The organism is Frankia alni ACN14a, from assembly GCF_000058485.1.
In the GTDB taxonomy this organism is placed as follows: Bacteria; Actinomycetota; Actinomycetes; order Frankiales; family Frankiaceae; genus Frankia; species Frankia alni.
Map to the genome: position 1 here is coordinate 6,602,399 of NC_008278.1, position 23,694 is coordinate 6,626,092.

The 23,694-nt window shown below is 74.4% G+C and carries 17 protein-coding genes; 5 read left to right on the forward strand and 12 right to left on the reverse strand.

The genetic code is table 11. The features are described from left to right. Positions 1–330 precede the first annotated feature (330 nt). Complete coding sequence (locus FRAAL_RS26550) at positions 331–1,473, forward strand: Mrp/NBP35 family ATP-binding protein (RefSeq protein ID WP_011607137.1); 1,143 nt, start codon at positions 331–333, stop codon at positions 1,471–1,473. Between the two features lie 1,131 nt (positions 1,474–2,604). Here FRAAL_RS26550 and tatB read toward each other — a convergent pair. The 4 genes from tatB to sigE all read right to left on the reverse strand — a co-directional run bounded on the left by tatB (position 2,605) and on the right by sigE (position 8,321). Beyond that, positions 2,605–3,123 (reverse strand): Sec-independent protein translocase protein TatB, encoded by a 519-nt coding sequence (gene tatB, locus FRAAL_RS26555; RefSeq protein ID WP_011607140.1) that lies wholly within the window; start codon positions 3,121–3,123, stop codon positions 2,605–2,607. A gap of 66 nt (positions 3,124–3,189) precedes the next feature. Continuing rightward, entirely contained in the window at positions 3,190–4,509 is a 1,320-nt protein-coding gene (locus tag FRAAL_RS26560; RefSeq protein ID WP_231861359.1) for a S1C family serine protease, read from the reverse strand. Positions 4,510–6,759: 2,250 nt separating this feature from the next. Beyond that, positions 6,760–7,515 carry an anti-sigma factor family protein gene (locus tag FRAAL_RS26565; RefSeq protein ID WP_011607142.1) on the reverse strand — a complete coding sequence of 252 codons (756 nt, stop codon included), beginning with the start codon at positions 7,513–7,515 and terminating at the stop codon, positions 6,760–6,762. Then, a complete protein-coding gene (gene sigE, locus FRAAL_RS26570; protein WP_011607143.1) occupies positions 7,512–8,321 on the reverse strand; it encodes an RNA polymerase sigma factor SigE in 810 nt (269 codons plus the stop codon). The genes FRAAL_RS26565 and sigE overlap by 4 nt, the downstream gene beginning before the upstream one ends. Before the next feature lie 165 nt (positions 8,322–8,486). On the opposite strand from sigE, the gene FRAAL_RS26575 reads away from it, so the two are divergent. The 3 genes from FRAAL_RS26575 (at position 8,487) to FRAAL_RS26585 (ending at position 11,485) form a co-directional block, all read left to right on the forward strand. Further along, positions 8,487–9,149: an O-methyltransferase gene (locus FRAAL_RS26575; RefSeq protein WP_009742078.1), complete on the forward strand. Its 663-nt coding sequence runs from the start codon at positions 8,487–8,489 to the stop codon at positions 9,147–9,149. A 164-nt stretch (positions 9,150–9,313) separates the two neighbouring features. Continuing rightward, the gene (locus tag FRAAL_RS35340; protein ID WP_231861360.1) at positions 9,314–10,927 is read left to right on the forward strand and encodes a hypothetical protein; all 1,614 of its coding nucleotides are present in this window, start codon (positions 9,314–9,316) and stop codon (positions 10,925–10,927) included. A 189-nt stretch (positions 10,928–11,116) separates the two neighbouring features. Continuing rightward, a complete protein-coding gene (locus tag FRAAL_RS26585; RefSeq protein ID WP_011607145.1) occupies positions 11,117–11,485 on the forward strand; it encodes a hypothetical protein in 369 nt (122 codons plus the stop codon). A gap of 102 nt (positions 11,486–11,587) precedes the next feature. Here FRAAL_RS26585 and FRAAL_RS26590 read toward each other — a convergent pair whose 3' ends face one another. The 3 genes from FRAAL_RS26590 to FRAAL_RS26595 form a co-directional block, all read right to left on the reverse strand. Further along, positions 11,588–13,432, reverse strand: a complete 1,845-nt coding sequence (locus FRAAL_RS26590; RefSeq protein ID WP_157892230.1) for a leucyl aminopeptidase family protein — start codon at positions 13,430–13,432, stop codon at positions 11,588–11,590. A gap of 92 nt (positions 13,433–13,524) precedes the next feature. Beyond that, entirely contained in the window at positions 13,525–13,692 is a 168-nt protein-coding gene (locus tag FRAAL_RS32175) for a DUF3117 domain-containing protein (RefSeq protein ID WP_011438211.1), read from the reverse strand. Between the two features lie 221 nt (positions 13,693–13,913). Continuing rightward, positions 13,914–14,276 (reverse strand): DivIVA domain-containing protein, encoded by a 363-nt coding sequence (locus tag FRAAL_RS26595; protein WP_041939824.1) that lies wholly within the window; start codon positions 14,274–14,276, stop codon positions 13,914–13,916. 62 nt (positions 14,277–14,338) lie between these two features. Between FRAAL_RS26595 and folP the strand changes: the two genes are divergently transcribed. Further along, positions 14,339–15,304: a dihydropteroate synthase gene (gene folP / locus FRAAL_RS26600; RefSeq protein WP_011607149.1), complete on the forward strand. Its 966-nt coding sequence runs from the start codon at positions 14,339–14,341 to the stop codon at positions 15,302–15,304. A 162-nt stretch (positions 15,305–15,466) separates the two neighbouring features. On the opposite strand, the gene FRAAL_RS26605 is transcribed toward folP, so the two are convergent. The 5 genes from FRAAL_RS26605 to FRAAL_RS30760 all read right to left on the reverse strand — a co-directional run bounded on the left by FRAAL_RS26605 (position 15,467) and on the right by FRAAL_RS30760 (position 23,622). Continuing rightward, positions 15,467–16,102 (reverse strand): LOG family protein, encoded by a 636-nt coding sequence (locus tag FRAAL_RS26605; protein WP_011607150.1) that lies wholly within the window; start codon positions 16,100–16,102, stop codon positions 15,467–15,469. Continuing rightward, positions 16,099–17,037, reverse strand: coding sequence for a TIGR00730 family Rossman fold protein (locus tag FRAAL_RS26610; RefSeq protein WP_231861756.1), 939 nt, complete (start codon positions 17,035–17,037; stop codon positions 16,099–16,101). Before FRAAL_RS26610 ends, FRAAL_RS26605 begins: the two co-directional genes overlap by 4 nt. Before the next feature lie 100 nt (positions 17,038–17,137). Further along, complete coding sequence (locus FRAAL_RS30755; protein WP_011607152.1) at positions 17,138–19,774, reverse strand: GDSL-type esterase/lipase family protein; 2,637 nt, start codon at positions 19,772–19,774, stop codon at positions 17,138–17,140. A gap of 12 nt (positions 19,775–19,786) precedes the next feature. Further along, positions 19,787–20,962 carry an acyltransferase family protein gene (locus FRAAL_RS26620; RefSeq protein WP_011607153.1) on the reverse strand — a complete coding sequence of 392 codons (1,176 nt, stop codon included), beginning with the start codon at positions 20,960–20,962 and terminating at the stop codon, positions 19,787–19,789. Between the two features lie 137 nt (positions 20,963–21,099). Further along, a complete protein-coding gene (locus FRAAL_RS30760) occupies positions 21,100–23,622 on the reverse strand; it encodes a glycosyltransferase family 2 protein (RefSeq protein ID WP_011607154.1) in 2,523 nt (840 codons plus the stop codon). Positions 23,623–23,694 lie beyond the last annotated feature (72 nt).

The window sequence follows — 23,694 nt, forward strand, 5'->3', positions numbered from 1 at the left end:
CTCCCGCTGCCGCCTCGATCAGCCTATGCCGTGACGTGCCCCCGTCGGCTCTCCCGCCACGGCACCGGCCGGAGCCGGGGCGCCGCCGCGCGCCCGACATCCAGGTCACGGCCATCGGCCCGGGGTGGAGTCAGATTCCCGACAGGCCCCGGGAACCAGCAGGCCGCACCGATCGACAACCACCGGTACCGCCGGATTCATCCAGGTCCTGGCACCCGTGGCGCACACCTGGCCGGCGGGCCAACGCCGACGGGCTTCCCGCGGGCTATCGTGGAGCGAACGGCGGCTCCGAGGGCCGCATCTGATGCCAATCAGTGACTGAGGTTTCCCTTGTCCCCATCCCGGCCTTCCTCCGACGCGATCCAGTCGGCTCTGGCGACGGTGCACGATCCCGAGATCGGCCGCCCCATCACGGAGCTGGACATGGTCTCTTCGGTCCACGTGCTCGACGACGGCTCGGTTGACATCACGGTGCTGCTCACCGTGTCCGGCTGCCCGATGCGCGATGAGATCATCAACCGTGTCAGCCGAGCCGTCAGCGCGGTCGAGGGGGTGCGCGAGGTCCGTGTCGACCTGCAGGTCATGTCGGACGAGCAGCGCACCGCCCTGCACACGAAGCTGCGCGGCGGCGTCGCCCCGAAGGTGATCCCGTTCGCCCAACCGGGCTCGATGACCAGGGTGTATGGCGTCGCCAGCGGCAAGGGCGGCGTCGGCAAGTCCTCGATCACCGTGAACCTCGCGGCGGCGATGGCCCGATCGGGCCTGTCCGTGGGCGTGCTCGACGCCGACATCTACGGCCACTCCGTGCCCCGGATGCTCGGCATCGAGCGCCCGCCCACACAGGTCGAGAAGATGATCATGCCTCCCCAGGCGCACGGCGTCCGGGTCATCTCCACCGGCATGTTCACCCGCGGAAACCAGCCGGTGACCTGGCGCGGACCGATGCTGCACCGCGCCCTGGAGCAGTTCCTGTCCGACGTCTTCTGGGGCGACCTCGACGTCCTCCTGCTGGACCTGCCGCCCGGCACCGGTGACATCGCCATCTCCCTGGCCCAGCTCGTCCCCTCCTCCGAGCTGCTGGTGGTCACCACCCCGCAGCTCGCCGCCACCGAGGTCGCCGAGCGCGCGGGCACCATCGCCGTGCAGACCCGGCAGAACGTCGTCGGCGTGGTCGAGAACATGGCCTGGCTGCCCTGCCCGCACTGCGGGGAGCGCGTGGACGTCTTCGGCTCCGGCGGCGGCGCCGCCGTGGCCGAGCGCCTCACCCGCGTCCTCGGCCACGACGTCCCCCTGCTCGCGCAGGTCCCCGTGGACGTCCGCCTGCGCGAGGGCGGCGACAACGGCCTGCCCCTCGTCGTCGCCGAGCCGGACGCCGAGGCCAGCAAGGCCCTGCGCGCCGTCGCCGAGCGCCTCACCTACCGCTCCCGCGGCCTCGCCGGCCGCAGCCTCAACCTGACCCCCGCCGGTCGCTGAGGCGCAACCCCGAAGCACGGCAACCCCGAAGCACGGCCCACGCCCGCGGGCGCCCGGCCTCCGGTGACACCACCGGCCCCGGCCGCCCGCGGGCGTCCTGCTGCCGCCTAGCTCCTGCCTGGAAGGATCGAGCCCCAGTCCACGACTCCCGACGTAGTCCGTCGACGCGGCCCAGATGATCAAGGGTGGGCCCCACCGCGGCCGCGTTGCGGTGCGCCGTGTACGGTCTGGGCCCGCAGAACGCACATTCCGTACCGCAATGCGCCGCCTCCCGTCATGCAACCTGGATGATCGTCGCGCCCGCGGAACTGTGCCCCGCGGCATGACCTGTCACCGCGAAGGCTTGGCACGGTCCGGTCGGTTCCGCGGAACCGCGTCGGCGCCGTCGGAGGCCAGCCCGACGTCAGGACAACCCCGACGCCCACCGCACGTTCCCCCACGACCATGCCTCGATGGTCGGGGGTCAGGTGGCACCACCACGCCTCCTGATCACAACCACACACGCGACCTAGAGATGATCAGCGACCCCGCCGAGGCCTGGCCCGCTGTTGCCGCAGCCATGTTGCGATCCCTCTAGGGATGATCAGCGACGCGCCCTCGGCGTCGCCGGGATGGCCGTCCAGGAGCTGTTGCGATCCCTCTAAGGATGATCAGCGACATGAGTTGGCTGACGCCGGCCATCCGGGACATGCAGGGGTTGCTATCCCTCTAGGGATGATCAGCGACCTCATCCGCGGCATCCCCGCCGGCTACCCCTGGCTGTTGCTATCCCTCTAGGGATGATCAGCGACGCCTCCCCCGCGGTCCCCGTGGGGCATCCCCGAGTTGCGATCCCTCTAGGGATGATCAGCGACCCCATAGTAAAGGTGCAGGTCAGGGCGGCGGTTGAGGGGGCGGTTTCTGGGGATCTTGCAGCGGTTCGGCGGTGGTGCAACTTCGCAGGTCAGGGCTTTGATCCATCCGGGGCGGCGATGGGCTGACGCCCGCCATCGGAGGGCGCGTGGCGCAGCAGGTTTCGCCGGCCGCGCCGACGACAGGGCAGAAGCTGTCTCTTGCACCACGCGTCCGGCTGCGGTGACCGCCAGCCCGGGGCAACGCCCAGGGGCCTGGTCGGCCGCGGGGAGAGAGGGCTCAGGTGGCGTCGGGATCGAAGGGGGCGGCGTCCGGCTGGACGGTGGGCTGGGGCGGGACGGCGCGGGAGGCAGTCGCCTTGGAGGGCGACGACTTCGACAGCAGCGCGGGCGTTGCCGGGGCCGACGGCGCGGGGGCGTCGACGGGGCGGCCGGGCTCGCGGGAGACGTCCTTCGGCAGGGCAGACTTCGTCAGCGACGGGGTCGCGGGCGTGTCGTCGCCAAGGAGCAGCGCGTCCAGCGCGGTCCGCTTCGTCAGGTACGGCGGGAGCGGGGGCTCGTCCTCGAACAGGTGCTTGCGGACGAAGGTCTTCGGATGCAGATCCCGGATGTCGAGATCGGCGAATTCCGGGCCAAGCTCGGACCGGAGATCGTTGCGCATGCCGTTGGCCATCTGCCGGAGCTGGCGGAGCATGCGCCCCGCATCCCGGGCCGCCTTGGGCAGCCTGTCCGGGCCGAAGACGAACAGGCCGATCAGCAGCAGGACGACGACTTCACCCCACCCGACACCGTTGAACACCGGCTGAGCGTACCTCTCCCCATGTTGCTGCGCGGAACTCCTGGGCAACGAAAAGATGTCCAATGCTCAGTTCTGTTGTTCCTGGAGTGTCATTTGGGTGGTTGCGGTGGCACCGCCGCGCACGTAGGTGACCCTGACCTTGTCGCCCACCCGGTGCAGTCGGGCCGCCACAAGCAGATCGTTCGTCCCGCGAATCGTATTCGTGTCGATCCGGGTGATGACGTCGCCGACCCGCAGGCCCGCCCGGGCCACCGGGCCGTCGGGAACGAGGCTCACCAGCCGAGCACCGGGCACCCCGCCGGTCGCCGTCGCCTCCCCCGCGGTGACGGTGGCGGCCGAGGCGCCGACGTAGGGATGGGTGGCCCGACCGGTTGCGATGAGCTCCTGCGCGACGGAACGCGCGAAGTCCACCGGAATGGCGAAGCCCACGCCGATGCTGCCGCTCTGGGTCTGCTCCTCGTGGCCGGGGACCGCCGCGATCGCCGCGTTGATCCCGACGACCTGTCCGAGCGCGTCGAGCAGGGGGCCACCGGAGTTCCCGGGGTTGATCGCCGCGTCGATCTGGATCGCGCCGATGAGGACCGTGGGAGCGCTGCCGTTCTCGGCCGGCACGGTCGGATTACGGTCCAGGGCGCTGACGACGCCGGTCGTCACCGTCCCGGACAGACCCAGCGGCGCCCCGATGGCGACGACCGGCGCCCCGACCACGAGGGAACCGGACTGGCCCAGCGTGGCGGCGGGCAACGGCGTCGGGGCGGGAATGCGCAGCACGGCGAGGTCGGTCTGCGGGTCACGCCCGACGAGCTGGGCCTGGATCTGGCCGAACTCCTGGTAGCGGCGCACCGAGATCGGGCTGCCGCTGGCGACCGCGGACGCGATGACGTGGTTGTTCGTGAGGATGAAACCGTCCGAACTGATGATCACTCCGGAGCCGGTGCCACCGCTGCCGTCGTCGCCCACCCCGCCGACGTCGACCGTCACCACCGTGGGCAGCGCGGCCGCGGCGATCGCGGCGACCGTGCGGCGGTCGGTGACGGGAGCCGGGCTGCCGACAGCAAGCGTCTTCACCGGCTGGACGGTGGTGTCGCCCGTGGTGATGGCGACGGCAAGGCCGCTGATCGCACCGCCCACCAGCCCCGCGACCAGCACACACGCCAACAGCACCCGCCGGCTGAGGACGACCGGGGCACTCCCCGGCCCCGCGCCGCCGCCCGGCGCCGACCGTCGCGCCGGGAACGCGGGATGCGCGGCGCCGGCGTCACGATCGTCATCACGGGCTCCATCGGCCCCACCAGCTCCACCGGCTCGCGGATCCGGCTTCGCCTCCCCACCGGGGCCGGCGACCCCGACGCGCCGCGCGGGCCGCGCGGCACGCAGTGCCGTCACCGATCCGGTTCCCCCACGGGACTCCCGCGCCGGCGCGACGCCCACCCCCGCCCCGGTGCCTCCGTTCGAAGCCGGCCTGGATTCCGTGACCCGGCCAGCACCCTGCCCGCGGGCGCCGGTCACCGCCGACCCGCCGCGGTCACCCGCTACCGGCCGCGACCCGGCAACCCCAGTGAAGATCCCCGCGGCCTGAGCCGTGGGCTGTCGGCCACCCGCCGTCGCCGACGTCGCCACCGCCGGCCGCTCCACCCTGCTCGCGGCCGTCGGGGCACCGACGGACTCACCGCGAAGGTCGGCGGCCCCGTCGCGGGCGGCTCCACCGCGTTCCGCACCGGCCCGTTCGACTCCGGCCCGTTCGGCTCCGGTGCGCAGGCTCCAGGTCCGGCCGCCGGCCCGGGTGGCGCGGTCCGCACCGTCCGGGGTGGCCGCCGTGGCACCAGGGCCGCCGGTACCGCGGCCGGAGTGCCGCCCGTGCCGGGCTCCGGTAGACGGGCGCTGCCCGCCCTCGCCGGGCGGCGGCACCGGAGGCCGGCGGGCCGCGGGACGCGCTACCGGAGCCGGAGCCGACCGATCCTGGCGGGCCGTTTCCGACCCTGCCGACTCCGCACGAGAGCCCACTGCGCCGCTGGTGTGCACGCCGTCGAGCACCTCCAGCCCGTCCGGCGCGCCGGCGGCGCTCGCCCTCGATCCGGCGTCGTCCCGGGTGGGCAGCGCGCCGTCGGCCGGCGGCAGCGCGGGGCCCTCGGCCGACGCAGCGCCGGTGAACGTACCGGCCGCACGTGCGCGCTCGGCTCGTGGTGCCGGCTCACGATCTCCCGCCGGCCCCGCTCGACGCGTCGGCGCAGCTCCTGACGCCGGTGCGGTCCCCGGCGTCGGTGCGGTCCCGTGCGCCCGTGCGGCCCCCGACGTCGGCGTGGAGCCATGCGTCGGCAGGACGCTCGAGGTCGGCGTGGGGCCGTGGGGCGGGGTGGGGCCCTGGGGCGTGGGGCCCTGGGCCGCAAGCGCGTCCTGAGTCGGCGTCCTGTCCTGGGCCGGAAGGGTGCCCCGGGCCGGGCCGGCCGCCGCCGGCGGTGCGGACCTCCGGGCTCCCGAGATCGGCGGAGACACCGCCGGCGGAGGTACCGAGGACGGAGGCGCGCAGGGCCGGACGGTCGGGGCTTCCTCGGCCGAGAAGGCACTGGGCCGAGGGGCGGGCCGGGCGGCTGGAGCCGCTCCGTTGAGGCTTCGGGGCGGCGGGCTCGCGGGCATCCCCGCCGACGTCGACGGGATGGTCGTCTCGTCACGGACGCCGGGGCCGGCCGACCGCCGGTCGGTGTTCCGCTCGGCCGGAGCCGAACCACCGGCCCGGAAGGCAGGCCCAGCAGCACCAGCAGCACCGGCAGGACCGCCGGAGGCGCGGGGATCGCCGGAGGCGCGGGGACCGCCCGAGGTGGCAGGACCCCCCGAGGTGGCAGGACCGCCGGACGTGGCAGGACCCCCCGAGGTGGCTGGATCTCCGAGGGCGGCTGGAGCGGCGGGGCCGGTCGGAGTGGCAGAAGCTGCCGGGCCGGCGGGGACGGGGGCATCGGTATCACCGGCGACAGGCAGGCCGGCGGCCCGACCGGCCAGTCCCGACGGTGCGGTGGTCGCACGGTCGGGCGCGGGGCCGGCGGGCGCGGGGCCGGCGGGCGCGGGATCGGTACGGGCCGAACGGCCGGACGGCTCGCCGGCGTCGGTGTACCGCCCGGCGGGCTGAGTTCCCCCGGCCGGTTCGGTCCCGCCGCACCCGGGCATGGCGGACGGGTCGATGACCACGGACGACCGTTCGAGGCGCCGCGGCCTGACCGGCGTGTCGACCGGTTCCATGCTGGCGATCGCCGCCTTGTCGTCGTTGCCGTCCACCACGACCTCCCGACTCGCTCGTCGCGCGACACGGCGGAACACCGGCAACCGGTTCCGTCCTGGGAGGCCCCGCGCAACGACTCCGAGCGGGTAACACGGTAAAGCCTCACATCAGAGCAGAGGAGACCTCTCCCGCTGAACAGTCGAAAAAAGACTTTTCAGGTATCGCGCGGGAGCATCCGCCCGCCACCCTGACGGGGGTGAAAGCGCCGGCGGTCGCCGCTGCTGGGCGGGATGACCGCCACGTGCGGGCACCCCCGGAAGGGAACACGGGGGCAGCACGGATGCGACCGGCGCAGGCCCGGCGGGTGAGCAAATGTTTCCGCGACGTTCAGTACTCGTCAACGGCGGACGTCCGGGAACACCGCGTCAACGGCGCAACGAAACCTTCATCGGCGCGAACATGGGGATCAGGCGCAGTGAGCCACCGGCCGGGGAGCCTGGAGCGACCACCGAGGAAACGGTCGGTACGGCGATGGGACCGGCCGGCCGGGCGTTGCCCCGACCGTCCGAGATGGCGGCGCCGGTGACGGCGATCATCAGTAGAGCGGCGGAACCGAGCAGGGTCCGACGCATGCTCGAGCGGCCCTGGCCGGGCCGCGGGGGTGACGACGGCCGACGAAGCCGATCATGCGACCCACCCGGTCGAGCGCCCTGCCGGCGCCCGGCGCCCCGCGGTGCGGTCCGGGACCCGTGCCTCGTCCGGCCGGACGCCTCGGCGGATCCGCGGCGCGATCTGCGCCGGGACGCCACCCGATCGATCGGCTGCGCCGCGGGCCGGCCGTGGCCGGTGGCATCGGGCCGGCTGGGCGGCGGCGAGGGCGAGAGGCGGGGATCGCCCACCGCGCTGCGGCTCGGCCACGGCTCCCCCACGCCGGGTACGCCAGGATCGGGGCGGGCCGGGCCGGGCATCCCGGCGCCGATACGCAGCAGCCGCGCGGCGACGTCGTCCGGCAGCGCGGGATCGTCGAGTGCGACCAACCGGGCCTTCACCTGGCGGAGCGCCACCACCTCACGCTGGCAGTCCACACAGACGGCGAGATGCGCGAGGGCACGGTCCCGCGCATCGTGATCAAGCTGGTGATCGATGAGGGGCGAGACCCGGTCGCCGAGATGCTCGGTCACGCGGGCCGCTCCGCGGGAGCACCACCCTTGCCTCCGGCGGGGACGGCTCCACGCCGCCGCCCGCCCCTGCCACGCCCGTCGTCGCGGTTGCGGCGCGACCCGGGCGACGCGTTCGTCTGATCATGCTCGACACCGGCGATGCCGGGCGCATCGGCTCGGCCGGCGGAAACCGCGGGACCGGCGTAGAGGTCCTCCGCGTCCTCGGCGGCGGCCAGCACGGCGCCATCAGCCGTGCGGGGCGCCCGGTCCGCCAGCGCCGCCCGCAGCATCGCCCGCCCGCGCGAGATCCGGCTGCGGACCGTGCCGAGCTTCACGCCGAGCGTCTGGGCGATCTCCTCGTAGGAGAGCTGTTCGATATCGCACAGCACCACGGCGGCCCGAAAGTCGGGGGGCAGAGCCGCGAGCGCCGCCTCGACGTCGGCGTCGAGATGGGCCTCGGCGTAGACCGCCTCGGGACTCGCCTCGCGCCCGGCCAGCCGCTCGGTGTCCTCGGGCAGCGCATCGAACCGGATCTTCTGTTGCCGGCGCATGCGGTCGAGGAAAAGATTGGTCGTGATCCGGTGGAGCCAGCCCTCGAAGGTGCCGGGTGTGTAGTCCGCCAGGGACCGGAACACGCGCACGAAGACGTCCTGCGTGAGGTCCTCGGCGTCGTGGGCGTTGCCGGTGAGACGGTAGGCGAGCCGATAGACCCGGTTGCCGTGCTCGCGGACCACGTCCTCCCAGGACGGGGGCACCCAACCGGAAGCATCTGAAGTGGCGGCGGCGCCGGCGGCGTCGGAACCCGCCCCGGAGTCCTGTGCAGCCACGGCCGCCTCTCGGTCGGTTCGCGTCGAACGTACCCGACGAGCCGGCCAGGGAGCGGCGAATCCCGCTGCGGACACCGATGTTTCTCCCCTCGAACCTCGACACGATGCGCGTTGACCAGATGAACGCGCCTCTGTGCTCTCCCGTTCCCGTAGGCTGCGGGTGTCATGCCGGACACCGACATCGGCGAGCTTGACTCCGCCGCCGCCTACGCCGAGGGCTTCCTCCTGGAAGACCCGATTCTTCGTGCTGCCCGCGCCCGCGCCGAGGAGGTCGGGATCGTCCCGGTCAGCCCGGGCGCCGGTGCGGTCCTGCGTTTCCTCGCCGCTGCCGTGAGCGCCCGCGCGGTCGTCGAGATCGGCACCGGGACCGGGGTCTCCGGTACCTGGCTGCTGCGCGGGATGCGGCCCGACGGAACCCTAACCACCATCGACGTCGAAGCCGAGCACCTCCGGCTGGCGCGCCGCACCTACGCCGACGCAGGAATGGCGCCGGGTCGCAGCCGGCTCATCACGGGCCGCGCCCTCGACGTCCTCCCCCGCCTCACCGACGGCGCCTACGACCTGGTGTTCTGCGACGCCGACCGCCGAGAGGGCACCGAGTACCTCACGCAGGCGCTGCGGCTGCTCCGCCCGGGCGGCGTGGTCGTGTTCGCGGGCGTGCTGGCCGAGGGCCAGGCGGCCGACCCGGGCGCCCGCGGCCCGGATGCGGTCGCCGTCCGCGAGCTCGCGACGGCCGTACGTGACGATGTGCGGCTCACCCAGATGCTCCTCACCACCGGCGGCGGTCTACTGGTTGCCGTGGTCGCCAAGTCCTCGCCGGTCGGTTAGGGCAGTCGGGGTAGCCCGTACGGGTCATCGTCCGGCCGATCGGCCGCCCGGCAGCCGCTCGCCCGGACGCGCCACCCAGGCCCGGTGGCGGACTCGACCGGACCCGCCCGCCGCCCCGGCACGTCGAGGGTCCGACCCGCGCGGCGCGTAAGGTGCCCTCAAGCGTGACATTTCGACGCCTTGGGGAGTGGATGGCACCGGCGGCCCGGGACTACCGGCGCTACGACGATTTCGGCGGGTACGAGGGCGACGGTCGCGGTCGCCACGCCGATCGCGATGCTCACGCCACCCGCGCCGACCGGGCCCGTCCGGCCGCCCATCCCGACCATGCTCCCGGAGATCGCCGGGACTACGGCGGCCGCGGCGGGCACCAGAATCACGGCGGATACCAGAACCACGGCACCCACGACGACGACGGCTACGACCGCGGCGGGGGGTACGCCGATCCCCCGGCCTCCTTCGCCGACCGCCGCTACGACGACAGCGGGGACCACGGCAACCGCGCCGGTCACGCCCCCTACCCGCGCGACCCCTACGACGGGCGTGACGCCTATGGCAGCCGCGGTCGCCCCGACGGCCGCCACGGCCGCGGAGACCAGGCCGGCCGCGACGGCCAGGATGGCCCCGGTCGGTACGACCGTCCCGATGAAGACGTCGGCCGCGGGGGCTACGGCGATCGCGGCACCCAGAACGGTCGAGACACCCAGAACGGTCGAGACACCCAGTTCGGTCGGGGCACCCAGAACGGTCGCGCCGCCCAGGACGATTTTGGCGCCCGGGGCGATCTCGACACCCGGGGCGATCTCGGCACCCACGGTGGTCGCGGTGGCCGCCCTGTCCACGATGACCACACCGACCCCGGTCTCCAGGCGAACCGCCGTGAGATCGTCGACCGCGGGGCCCCTGTCGGCCAGGGCGGTGCTGGCCGCGAGGGCACCATCGGCCGCGGGAGCTACGGCGGCGGCCGCTCCGGCGGCGACGGGAGCTACCGCGGCGGGGCGGGTCTCGGCGGCGGGAGTTATGGCGGCGGCGCGGATCTCGGCGGCGGCCCGGACTACCGCCCGCGGGCAGGGGCCGGTCCTCGCGGCGGGGCCGACGAGCGGGACGCCGGGCCGCCTGGCGCCCCCGCGCGGGAGGGTCTGCTGCCCTACGTCGCGTTCGTGTTGCTGGTGGCCGTCCTGGCCGGCGCCGGCGGCTACGCGCTGAACCGGATGGTGGGCCCGGCGCACCGGGCCCGCAGCGCGCCGATCGCGAGTCCGGGCCCGGCGAGCCCACCCGCGGCGAGCCCGGGGGCGGCCGGTGCTCCCGGACTGCCCACGGGCACGACCGGCACGACCGGCACGACCGGCCCAGTCCAGGGCGGTGCCGGCGGTCTGCCGACGAACCTCACCGCCGAGCAGGTCGCGATCAGGCTGGCCGAGGCCGGCCTGCCGTTGCACACGACCGTCGTCTACACCGCCGCCACCGACCCCGACCGGCTCCTGGGCACGGCGGGCGGCTACTCCAGCCGGATCGCGTTCAGCGACTCCCGGGTGGGCTCGAACGAGGTGGCGGGGGCGCCCCGGGGGGCGATCGAGCGCGGCGGCGCCGTCGAGTCGTTCCACGATGCGGCGGCCGCTGCCCGGCGGGCCGCCCGGCTCCTCACCGTCACCGAGGACAATCCTCTGGTCACCGAGTACGTCTTCGTGCGGGGCGGCGTGGTTCTCCGCGTCTCCCTGGTGCTGACCGAGGCGCAGGCCAAGGGTTACGAGGCGGCGCTCCAGCGACTCGCCTCCTAGGATGCGATCATGCCCTCGCCTCGACGGCCGGATCATGGAACGACAGCGCGCGAAAGCAGTGGGGCGCCCGGCCACTGCGCGCAGGGTCGGCAGGGCTGACGGGGCGGGGCCGGCCAGGGCGGCGTGGGAGCGGCCACCGACCGGCGTCCGGCCGTTTACGCGGGTCCGTCCCGCGGGGATGGATGCCCCATGAACATCCGGGAGTTCTACGGCGAGCAGCCGCGGCGGCAGGCCTCCACCGAGGTCCCCTTCGGGGACGGGTGGACAGACCACCATGACATGCACAGCACCTACCGGCTGAGCTGGGTCGAGGCCACCCGGGAGATCTACTCCGTCCGCGAGCCGCACCCCGGCGGGATCCTCGCCCGTTACCTCGACCAGCTCCGCGTCGATCAGGCGGACATCGACGAGCTACGGGTCGAGGTCCTCGCGGTGGCGGACCGCGAGGCGGTCGAGGCGGCGCTGGCGGGCTGGCCCGCGGTGATGGACGAGCACGACAGCCTGCGCTGGGCCCGCCGCCAGCTCACCAGCCTCAGCGCGGCCGGGGCCGCCTCCTGACCGGCGCTGGCGACCAGGGCAGGCCGGAAGGCACCGCGGGAACCGTCCCCCTGCAACCCGGTGGCTTCGGCCGCCACGAGATCCCCGTGCTGCCGCCGGTCGCTACCCGACCCGAGCGGACGCGTCCGCCACGGCGGTAGCGGCGGCGGGGTCCGCGGCCAGCCAGCGCAGCAGGGTGCGGACTCCCCAGCCCGTGCCGCCGCGGCTGATCTCGCCGTCGTCGGAGTCGGACCGGGCCGTGCCGGCGATGTCGAGATGGGCCCATGGCAGTTTCCCGGCGAACTCGCGCAGGAACAGCGCGGCGGTGATGGACCCGCCGCCGACGTCCAGCGCCCGGCCGATGTTGGCCAGGTCGGCTACCGGCGAGTCGATCGCCGGCCGGTAGTCCTCGGTGAGCGGCAGGCGCCACACCCGCTCGCCGGCGGACTCGGCCGCGGTGGCCAGCTCCGCGGCGAGATCGTCGTCGGAGCTGAACAGGCCCGCGGTGCGCCGGCCGAGCGCGACGGCGATCGCCCCGGTGAGGGTGGCCAGGTCGACGACGACGTCGGCACCAAGCTCGCCCGCCGCGTAGGCGAGGCCGTCGGCGAGGACCAGGCGCCCCTCGGCGTCGGTGTTGAGCACTTCGACGGTCGTGCCGCCCCAGCAGGTGATGACGTCGCCGGGGCGCATGGCGCTGCCGCCGATCATGTTCTCCGCGAGGCAGAGCAGGCCGGTCACCTGGCCGGGCACGCCGAGCGCCGGCAGCGCGGTCATCGTGCCCAGCACCGCCGCGGCGCCGGACATGTCGGTCTTCATCCCGATCATCGACACGGCCGGCTTGAGCGAGAGGCCGCCCGAGTCGAACGTGATGCCCTTGCCGACGAGGACCCGATGGCGGGCCCCACCGCCACCAGCCCCAGCACCAGCACCAGCACCAGCACCAGCACCAGCACCAGCACCGTCGTACTCGATCCGGACCAGCCGCGGCGGGCGGGGTGAACCCTGGCCCACGGCCCGCAGCCCGCCGAAGCCCTGCTCGGCCAGCTCCCGCGGACCGAGCACCGTCGCGGTGAGGCCGGCCTCGGTCGCGATGCGCACGGCCCGGTCGGCGAGCCATTCCGGCGACTTCACCAGGCTCGGCGTGTTCACCAGATCACGGGCGATGTAGACCCCGAGTGCCACCGCGCGGGCCGCCCGCAGCGCCGCGAGCGCCGCGGGATCCGCCGCGAGGTCACCGACGACGACCACCTCGCGCAGCGGCCCGCCGACGGCCTCGGCGACGGACGCCGACGCCCCACCGCCCGCGTCCACGGCCGGGCCGGCGGCGTCGATGGCGGGGCCGGCGGCGTCGACGCCGTCGAGGCCGGCATCGTCCACCGTGATCTCGTTGACGTTCAGCGCGTCGCGACCGGGCGCCTCGGCTGCGGCGCCGGGCACGACCACGGGCCGGGTCCGGGCGTCCGCTCCGTCGCCCGCGGGACGGCCGGGCTGCCCGGCCCGCTCCAACAGCCCGGAGACGCGGTAGGCACCGAGGGCGGCCCCCTCGGCGAACGCCCGCAGGCCGACCGGCGCGGGCTGCGCGATCACCGCGACCCGCGCCGCCGCACCGGCCCGGCGCGCCACGGCGGCGCCGGCGGCCCGCCAGTCCCCCGGCTGGCCGGCGCCGACTCCCACCACGAGCAGCCGGGTGATCGAGCGTTGCGCGCCGGTGACCGGGACGACCAGCACGGAGCCGGCGTCACCGCGCAGGGACTCGGTCTCGACGAGTCGGTCGAGATCCACCCCGAGATCGGCGCCGGCCCGCCGGGCGGCCGCCGCGAGGACCGGCCCGTCCTCCCCCGCCGCCAGCACGACGGCGACGACGGAGGCCGCCGCGTCGGTGGCGCTCCCGGACCGGAGCGTGATCTCCGGCGGCGACCCGATGAGAGCATCGAGCACCGGACTCGACGCGGTTCCGTCCATGGTCATCTGACCCTCCCTCATCGCCGCCGCCCCAGGCCGCCGGGCCGGCCGGCCCCACCCGTCACGGGTCGGCAGCCGGCGCCGGTACGCATCGACAGCTAGCTGACCGCGGTCTTGAGGGCGTCCCCCAGCGCACTCGCCTCGTCGGCGGTGAGTTCCACAACGAGCCGACCGCCCCCCTCCAGCGGGACACGCATGACGATGCCGCGCCCCTCCTTGGTCACCTCGAGCGGACCGTCACCCGTCCGCGGCTTCATGGCCGCCATCGGTGCACCTCTTCCTGCCGTCGGACCTGCGTCTGGCGACGATTATCCCGTAGACCGGACCGCAAACCGAAACACGTCTCCCCGCGGCATCACAACGGTCGGCGGCGACGGCATCGGACGGTGGGCGTCCGGTGTCGACGGGCGCGCCCGCGGTCGGTCTCGCGTGATCCAGATCGACCGTCCGTCAACGGGATGCCGAGACCCGCGGGACGCGGGGCCGGTCAGTCCTGCGGCTTGTCCAGCGGCACGACGGGATGCTCCGGCACCGACGGCGCGGGGCCGATGCGTGCGAAGGTCGCCAACCGGACGAGTTCGTCGTCGCGCCGGGCCAACTCCTCGTCGCGCCAGGCCACCTCCTCGGCCAGGCGGAGCAGGACGGCGTCGACCTCGGCCATGCGGTAGCCGCGCGGCGCCATCGCGAAGCGCAGCCGGGAGATGTCGCCGGCCGTCACCGTGGCGGCGGGCAGGCCGACGGAGGCGCCGTCGGGCGGCGCGGGGGCAAGCCGGTCGAAGCGGCCGACGGCCAGCGCGGCCACGGCGAACACGACTGCGGCCACGATCACGATCTCGACGACGAGCACCACGGGTCGATCGTGCCATGCCTCGAGGACCCTGGTCACCCCGCCCGATCTGGCAGGCTGACCGGGTGGACGCCGACCCTCCCGAGACGACCGCCCTGACGCCCCGCACCCCGACCGCCCCGACCGCCCCGTCGCCGACCGACCTGCCGCCCCTCGCCCCGCGACAGGGGCCGCTGCGGCTGGGGCGACGGGTGTTCGGACCGTCGGAACTGGTGGTCATGGCCATCGTCAATCGCACCCCGGACTCGTTCTTCGACCGGGGCGCGACGTACGGGGAGGCCGCGGCGCTCGACGCCGTCGACCGTGCCGTCGAGGACGGGGCGGAGATCATCGACATCGGCGGGGTCAAGGCGGCCCCCGGCGGCGAGGTGAGCCCGGCCGAGGAGCTTCGCCGGGTGGGCGGCTTCGTCGCCGCGGTCCGCGCACGCCATCCCGACCTGGTGATCAGCGTCGACACCTGGCGGGCGGCGGTCGGCCGCGTGGTCGCCGGGGAGGGCGCCGACCTGCTCAACGACGCCTGGGGCGGGGTGGACCCGCAGCTCGCCGAGGTCGCCGCCGAGTTCGGCACGGGCCTGGTCTGCACCCACGCCGGGCATCTGCCACCCCGGACCCGGCCGCACCGGATGACCTACGACGACGTCGTCGCCGACATCGTCACCACGACGACCGGCCTCGCCGAGCGCGCCGCGTCGCTGGGGGTGCGCGCCGACGCGGTGCTCATCGACCCGGGCCACGACTTCGGCAAGAACAGCCGGCACTCGCTGGAGGCCACCCGGCGGTTGCCGGAACTGGCGGCCACCGGGTGGCCGGTGCTCGTCGCCATGTCGAACAAGGACTTCGTCGGGGAGACGCTGGACACCGGGGTCGACGAACGCCTGGAGGGAACCCTCGCCGCGACGGCGATCAGCGCCTGGCTCGGCGCCCGGGTCTTCCGCGCCCACCAGGTGGCCGCGACGCTGCGGACGCTGCGGATGGTCGCGGCGATCCGCGGCGACGCCGACCTTGCCGTCGCCCGCCGCGGCGTCGTCTGACCCGCCCCCGCCCGCCGGCCGACCCGACCGGCGCAGTGGGCGCGTCCCGACCGCCCGACTGCTTGTCCAGAGGGATAAATCGGGCGCGGAACCCTCCGGACAAGCAGGGAGCGCGGCGCGGCGCCCCCGCCCGGCCGGGCAGGATGCCGGCCGCCGCGACCGTCAGTCGCCCTCGATGATCTCTCGGTCGGTCGGCTGGGGCGGGGCGGTGCCGGCAGCGGCACCGGCACCGGCACCGGCGGGCACGGTGCTCGGCGGCGCGGCGGCGGCCTCCAGGTGGTCGAGGGCCTCGTCCACGCTGTCGGCCCAGATCAGCGTGTCGCGTGCGACCGGCCGGACGAACCCGCTCTCGACGAGCCCGTCGACGAGCAGCCGCAGGTGGCCGAAGACCCCGCCGGGGTCGAGGACGACCACGGGCTTCGTGTGCAGGCTCAGCACCCGGGCCACCCAGATCTCCAGCAGCTCCTCCAGCGTGCCCAGCCCGCCGGGCAGGGCGAGGAAGCCGTCGGCGCGGGCGTCCATCAGTGCCTTACGCTCCCGCATCGTGTCCGTGACGATCAGTTCGTCCGCGTCGGTGTCGCTGACCTCCAGCGCCAGCAGCGCGCGCGGGATCACCCCGATGGTGTGGGCGCCGCCGGCCCGCGCCGCCCGGGCCACCGCCCCCATGCACGACACCGAGCCACCGCCGGACACCAGGGTGTGGCCGCGCCGGGCGAGCTCCGCCCCGGTTCGGGCGGCCAGCTCCACATGGGCGGCGTCGATCGCGGACGAGGACGCGCAGTAGACGCAGATGTTCACGGTTCGGGCACCTCCGGGCGGGGCGGCTCGGCGTGCCCGGCCGTCCCCCGCACGATGATGCGCACCGCCTCGTCGACATCGTCGGTTATCGCCAGGATGTGCAGGTCCGACTCCTTGATCAGGCCGGCCGGCAGGACGGTGGAACGCAGCCACCCCACCAGGCCCGACCAGTACTCCGACCCGATGAGGACCACCGGGAACCGGGTGACCTTGCCGGTCTGGACGAGGGTGAGCGCCTCGAACAGCTCGTCGAGCGTGCCGACCCCGCCGGGCAGGATCACGAACGCCTCGGCGTACTTCACGAACATCGTCTTGCGCACGAAGAAGTACCGGAAGCTGACCCCGAGGTCGACCCAGTCGTTGAGCCGCTGCTCGAACGGCAGCTCGATGCCGAGGCCGACCGACAGCCCGCCCGCCTCCTGGGCGCCGCGGTTGACCGCCTCCATCGCCCCCGGCCCCCCGCCGGTGATGACGGCGAAGCCGGCCTCGGCAAGCGCGGCGCCGAGGCGGCGCCCCTGGGCGTAGATCGGGTCGTCCGCGGTGATGCGCGCCGAGCCGAAGACCGTCACGGCCCGCGGCAGTTCCGCGAGCAGCCCGAAGCCCTCGACGAACTCGCTCTGGATGCGCATCACCCGCCACGGGTCGCCATGGACGAAACCCGACGGGCTGCGGGTGTCGAGCAGCCGCTGGTCGGTGGTGGAGCGCTCGATCTGCCCGCGGCGGGCGACGACCGCGCCGCGGACCTGCTCCGGCGGCGGGTAGCGGCGCTCCCGACCCGACGGGACGGCCGGACTGGCGCCGACCCGCGGGCCCGCGGGCGGGGCGTCGGTCCGCGGGGCCGCGGGCGGGGCGTCGGTCCGCGGTGTGGTGCCGGTCGCATCCTCCTCCGGCGAGGGCGGGGGCGCGGCCGGCTGATCCGGATCTGAGGGCGGCATCACCACGGAACCATAGGACACGGCTGGAACATCGCCAGATGACGTGGCCCACGTCCGCGGATCCCCGCCGGCACGCCAGCCCCGGGCGGGTGCGCGGGGGTCAGGGCGCGGTGTGGACGGTGAGATCGGCCACCGACCACCAGTGGTCGCTCACGGCGACGGTGAGCTGCACCCGGACGTAGCGGGCGGTGACCGGCGGGAAGGAGACGGCGGCCCGGGGACCGTCGTCGCCGCGGGTCGCGACCGTCCGCCAGGTGGTCCCGTCGACGGAGACGCGCACCACGTACCCCCGCGGTTGGTCACCGACGCTGGGGCCGGCGTCGAGGTCGACGCCGCTGACCGGCGTCGGGGCGCGCAGGTCGGCCTGCAGCCACATCCCCGGTTCCTGAGGGTAGCCGCTGGTCCAGCGGGTGCCGGGCAGGCCGTCGGCGGCGAGGGCGGGCGCGGTGTCGGTGCAGCAGGCGCTCACCGCGACCGTCGAGGCCGACATGCGCGGTCCGGACGCGGCGGCGGCGGCGTCGCGCAGGCGGTGCACGACCGGCCGGACGGCGGCGTACCAGGCGTCGCCGAGCGCGTTGTAGCCGGCCTGGTCGGGGTGCAGCCCGTCGACGTAGTGCTCGGGGCCGACCATCGAGGACAGGTCCACGACCGAGACGTCCGCGCCGGCGGCCCGGCGTGCGGCGACGACGCCGGGGATCGCCGCGTTGAAGGCCGCCCAGGTGGCGTCGTGGCCGTTGTGCATCGGGACGAGGGTGGACACCAGCACGGCGACGCCGGGGCGGGCGGCGAGGATCGTGCCCAGCAGCGCGTCGAGCCGGGCGGCGGCCTGCTGGGCGCTGGCTCCCTCGTTGATGTCGTTCGTGCCGGCCATGAGCAGGACGACGTCGGGCCGCGCCGAGCCGACCCAGGCAGCCGCCTGACGTTGCAGCGCGTCCAGTCGCCAGCCGGGATGGCCCTCCTCCCGCTGGTCGCCCAGGTCGGGTGGGCCGCCGCGCTGGGAGCCCACGAACACGACCGGCTCACCGTCGTTCTGCACCAGCCGGTGCCACAGCTGGGTGCGCCAGCCGCCGCTGGTCACGAACCCGTCGACGAGCGAGTCCCCCAGCGGCATCACCCGGACGCGGTTCTGCGCCCCGGCGAGCGCACCGCCGGGACCGGGATGCCCGGGGACGGGACGCGGGGCGGTGGGGACGCCGGAGGCGGCGGAGGCGGCGGCGAGCCGGCGGCCCGGCCAGGAGAACGAGGCCATGGCACCGGGCGGGACCCGCGCGGCGAACGACACCCTGCCGTCGTCGACGGTGACCGCCGCCGGCACCGTCCCCGGGTTGTAGGCGACCAGCGCGCGCGATCCGTCCGGGTTCACGAAGGCGACGTTCTGCAGCCCGCCGGGTCCGGGCGAGGCCGTGTCCACCCGGACGGCACCCGGCTCGGTGACCTTGGCGAGTTGGCCGAGCGCGTAGTACTCGGGGCTGTACGTCACCTTTCCGCTGCGCCGGTCGATCGTGACCAGGCCGCGGCAGCTCGGGCAGCCGCCGAGCTTGGGCCCGCCGGTCTCGTCGAGCGCCACGTTCCAGTAGGCGACCGTGGCGGCGCCGTTGCGGGTCGCGCCGATCACCATGTTCTGCGCGCTCCAGCGCAGGCTGTCGCCGAAGCCCTTCGACCAGGACCCGCTGGAGCACTCGGTGACGTACTGGGCGAGCGTCGGCGCCTGGCCGCGCAGCACCGCCTGGGCGGACGGGTCCCCGCCGTAGCAGTGCGAGGCGATCCCGGCGATCCACGGCGCCGCCGCGGGGTCGCTGAGCACCTGCAGGGCGTAGGAGCCGAAGTCCCAGTTCTGATCGGAGACGGCTATGCGGGTGCTCAGCCCGGCCGCGCGCAGCGCCGGACCGAGCGCGGCGATCACCGCCGCCTCCTGCTGGGCCGTCATCGGCATGGCGGGATGGTTCCCGGGCGGCGCCAGCGGTTCGTTCAGCGGCGAGATCAGGTCGACCGGCACGCCGCCGTCCGCGTAGGCACGGGCGTAGGCGGCCAGGTAGGCGGCGAAGGCGGCGGTGTCCTCGGGCCGCAGGGGACCGCCGGAGGAGCCGGACAGCGTGTCGCCGGTGCGCATCCAGGCCGGGGCGGTCCAGGGCGTCGCCATCACCCGCAGTTCCGGGTTGAGTGCGCGGGCCTGGCGCAGCAGCGGCAGCACGTGCTCCTCGTCGCGGGCGACGCTGAACCGCCGCAGCCGCGGGTCGCGCTGGCCCGCGGGAACGTCGTCGTAGGTCACCGCGGCCCGGGAGAAGTCGCTGGCCCCGATCGGCTGGCGCAGGAAACTCAGCCCGGCGCCGGCGTCTCGGTCGAACAGCGAGCGCATCAGCCGGCGGCGCTCGGGCGGCGACAGCCTCGTGTCGATCAGATACGTGGAGGAGTCGGTCAGGGCGGCCCCGACTCCCTCCATGACCTGGAAACGCCGGTCCGGCTCGACCCGTAGGACACCCTGCCCGGTGGCCGGCCCGGTCGACGGAAGCAGTCGCACGTCCGGCTGGCGGTCCAGGCGGTGCGCACCGTCCGCGCTGGTCAGCCATACCGAGGCGGACGGGTCCGGGTCGGGTCCCACCACGCCGAGCACGATCGACACGGCGACGACGACGGACAGCAGCCCGATCACGGCGTACGCGAAGGGGCGTGACCGCGGCCGGGACGCGGCTACGATCACGTCGGGCCGCGGGGCTCGTTGCATGGTCGGCTCGGGCATGGTGCTGATCCGTCAGCCCTCGTGCCGGGGACCGTAGTACGAGCGCAGCCGACCGTCCGGTTGGAACAGGGCCTTCAGTTCGCCCGCGGGCCGTTCGAGGATGACGTAGCTGACCCAGCCGAACGGCACGGAGACGACCACCAGCAGCAGCGCCACCCAGGGGAACGCCGTCGCCTGGTGGCTCAGCAGGTGATGCGTGTCGAGGTAGAGCAGGATCGGCTCGTGCCACAGGTACACGCTGTAGCTGACGGTGCCGACGAACATCAGGGGGCGGGCCGCGAGGGCCCGTCGCCACCAGGCCCGCGGAGGCGCGAACAGCGAGCTGCCGAGCAGCAGGGTGAACGCGACCATCGCCAGCAGGTTGAACTCGGTCGACGTCCGGGCGTCCTCGGCCCGGATGGCGCAGCCCCAGGCGAGGATGGCCAGCGCCACGAGCCGGACGGGAACGAGCCACCGCGCGCGCACGGCCCGGTCGCCCCACCGGGCGTGGGCGACGGCGAGGAACATCCCCATGGCGAACATCTCCGCCTTGGCCAGCGGGTTGAACCAGATCGCCCAGCGGTCGGACGGCTGGTGGGCGAGCTCGAGCGCCCACCAGTGGTAGGCAAGCGAGCCGACCAGCATCACGGTGGGCGGCGTCGCGATCGCCAGCGCCCGCACGGCCGGACGTGACCGGGCGGGCAGCCAACCCCGCAGGGCCAGCAGGATGAGCGCGACGGCGACGTAGAAGAAGATCTCCACCGAGAGCGACCAGGCCGGGCCGATCGTGTAGAAGATGCGACGGCTGTCGAAGACCTGGGTGAAGGTGAGGTGTTCCACCAGGTCGCGCCAGTCTCCCGGCAGGTCGGGGTTGCGGTAGGTCCAGACGAGCAGGGTCGCGAACCAGTACAGCGGCAGGATGCGCACGGCGCGGCGCAGCAGGAAGACCCGGGGGCTGCCCACCCGCCGCCCGGCGAGGACCTGGCGGGCTGCCGGGGCGTAAAGCAGGAAGCCCGACAGCAGCAGGAACAGACTGACGAGGCCGTCGAGGTTGAGCAGCAGCCGGCCCAGCGGCGTCCCGGCGTAGGCGTAGCCGTCGGGTGACGAGCCGGCCGAGTCCCCACCGGCGCCCTCCCGGCAGAACTGGTAGGCGTGGAAGACCACGACCCCCAGGGCGGCGACTCCCCGGTATCCCTCGAGGTCGTCCATGCGCGCCAGCCGCCCCGGCGCAGGCGTGGACGGTGCCGATGGCGGCGACGTGGACGGCGACGGCGACGTGGACGGCGACGGCGACGTGGACGTGGACGGCGACGTGGACGTGGACGGTGTGAGCAGGCCGGTCATGGTCAGGCCGACTCCCGCCGGTAGGCCGGGCTGGGCACGGGCACCTGGCGCGGGGTGACCCGCCACTGGCGCTCTCCCCCGATCTCCTTGATCTGGGCCACCCGGGCCAGGCCGTTCTTGTACTCGGTGTAGAAGAAGCCGGCGAACAGGGCGTAGACGAGGAACCACCGCCGACGCCGGCGCACGTCCGGGTGGGCGAGCAGATAGGCGAAGAGGCTTTGCGCCACGCCGACTCCCATCGTGACGAGCGTGAGGAACAGGAAGAACGGCATGGCCCAGTGCACGCCCTGGCCGGGCTCCGGATGCAGCAGCAGATACCCCAGCAACGGGAAGATCTGGATGGAGATCCACGGGTAGAGCTCGCGCCAACCGAACAGGAACGCGGCGCCGGCCTTCTGCCGGCGGTTGAGCACGGGGGAGGCCAGGGCCATCCCGAAGTACTTCCGCGAGACCTGGAACCAGCCCTGGGCCCAGCGCAGCCGCTGGCGGGTCAGTGCCCGCAGCGTGGTCGGCGCCAGTTCGAAGGACAACAGCGCCGGATCGGAGGCGATGCGAACACCGGCGAGCAGGGATCGGACCGAGGAGTCGATGTCCTCGGTCAGCATGCGGGGGCGCATCCGGACGCGGCGCAGAATGTCGGTCCGCCAGTACCCGTTGGATCCGCCGAAGATGCCGAAGCCGTGCAGCTTCGCCCGCCCCGGATGGCCCACCGCGTACATCGACTCGAACTCCACCGCGACCATCCGCGACAACCAGCTCGCACCGCCGTTACGGATGACGCAGTGCCCCTGCACGATGTCGTAGGAATCGGCCAGCCATCGCCATGCCCGCGTCACCGAGTCCGGCGCCGGATGGTGGTCGGCATCGAAGACGCCGGTGAAATGACCGGTGGCGATTTCGAGGGCGGCATTGACGTTCTGCGCCTTCGAGGTGCTGCCCGGCACCCTGAGCACCACCAGCCGAGGATGTTCGTGTGCCATCGCCTGGAGCACGGACTCGACCGGCAGTGCATGCGGGGTGTTGTAGGCGAGGATCACCTGCAGGGATCCGGCGTAGCGCAGGCGCAGGAACGCCTCGAGCGTGTCGATGATCGTCGCCGACTCGTTCGGCAGGTACGCGGCGATGATGACCGTCGCCGGCGGCGGGTCTCCCGGCGGGAGCGCCGGCGGCCGGACCGGGTCGAGCGCGAGCAGACCCTCGACGTAGATCGACCCGGCGGTCGCCACCAGCGCGAGCACGATGAACGCGTAGGCGGGGCCGAGCACGTCGACGCCGAACTGGGCCGTGAGCGTGTAGTACAGGTAGGGCAGGCCGACGGCGAGGACGACGCTGAGCAGGGCCTGCGCGGCGGTGGACCCGATCCACCGCCTGGCCGTCCGCCAGGCCGCCGCCGCCGCACCGGCACCGGCACCGGCACCGGTGGAGAACCCGCGGAGGCCGGCGGCCACCTCCCCGGAAGGCGCTCCGAACGGCCCGTCGAACCCGGACGGGGCTCCGGACGGCGACCCGGCCACGAACGGCGCGCCGAGCAGCGCCCCGGCCCCGGCCGGCATCTCGGCCGGCATCTCGGCCGGTTCTCCGGACGGCTCCCAGGTGCAGGGCTCCAGATCGAGGCGGCTGGCGGCGGTCGCGGCGGCGGCCCTGGCCCGGCTGATCAGCACGGCCGGATCCGTCCTGCCCACGCCGACCAGGCCGATGGCGGGCGTGATGCGCAGATGCTCCTCGGCGTCGCCGGCGGTCACCGTGACCGACCGGCTCGCCAGCGCGGCGCCCAGCTGCTCAAGCTGCTTGCGGGCGCGGGCCGCCGGTGCCGCCGGCAGGACCCACAGCAGCTCCCCGTTGCTGCGCGGCGCCGGCGGCCTGGCCAGGCCCAGTTCCGTGACGGTGACGTCGCGGATCCGGCCGACCAGCTCCCAGGTCGCCTGCGCCCCGAGGCGCTCCCGGACCCGCCCCAGCTCGCTGACCCGCAGGCAGACCAGCACACCCTCCCGCCCGACCAGGCGCAGCCGCCGTCCGGCGCTCTGCTGGACGGCGACGTCGTCGAAGATGTCCTCGTCCTCGAGGGCGAGTTGCGCCAGCCCCCGCCGGTTGCGTTCGACCCTGCGCTGGATGGTGGCGACGAGGCGCCGGGCGACGGCGTCGAGGTCGTGCATGGTCAACCGCCCCGGCTGCGGCACCTGCTCCTCGCCGGGCCCGCCGACAGGGGGCGCCGCCGGCCGATCGGTCGGCACGATCAGAGGCGTGTCGCCCCGGCGCGCCGCCGGGATGAGCCCGGCGACCAGTTCCTGACTGACGACGATCTCGTTGGCCGCGGGCTGCTCATCGCCGCCTCGCTCGTCCTCGTCCGGCAGCGCGACGCGCACCGCCAGCCCGTGATCCTGGAGCAGGTCGGCGAGGTACTCCGACTCGTTGCGGTCCCGTAAGGAGACGCGAATCCGCAGGCCGGCCGGTGCCGCGCCGACGGCGGCCGGCCGAGGGGCCGCACGCACGCGGTGCCGGCCCGCGGCGCCGCGCTCAGCGCCCACGACGAATCCTCGCTCGCAGCGCCGACGGCCGACGCCGGCTCGCCGATGTCACCGACATCGCCGTCCTCGAAC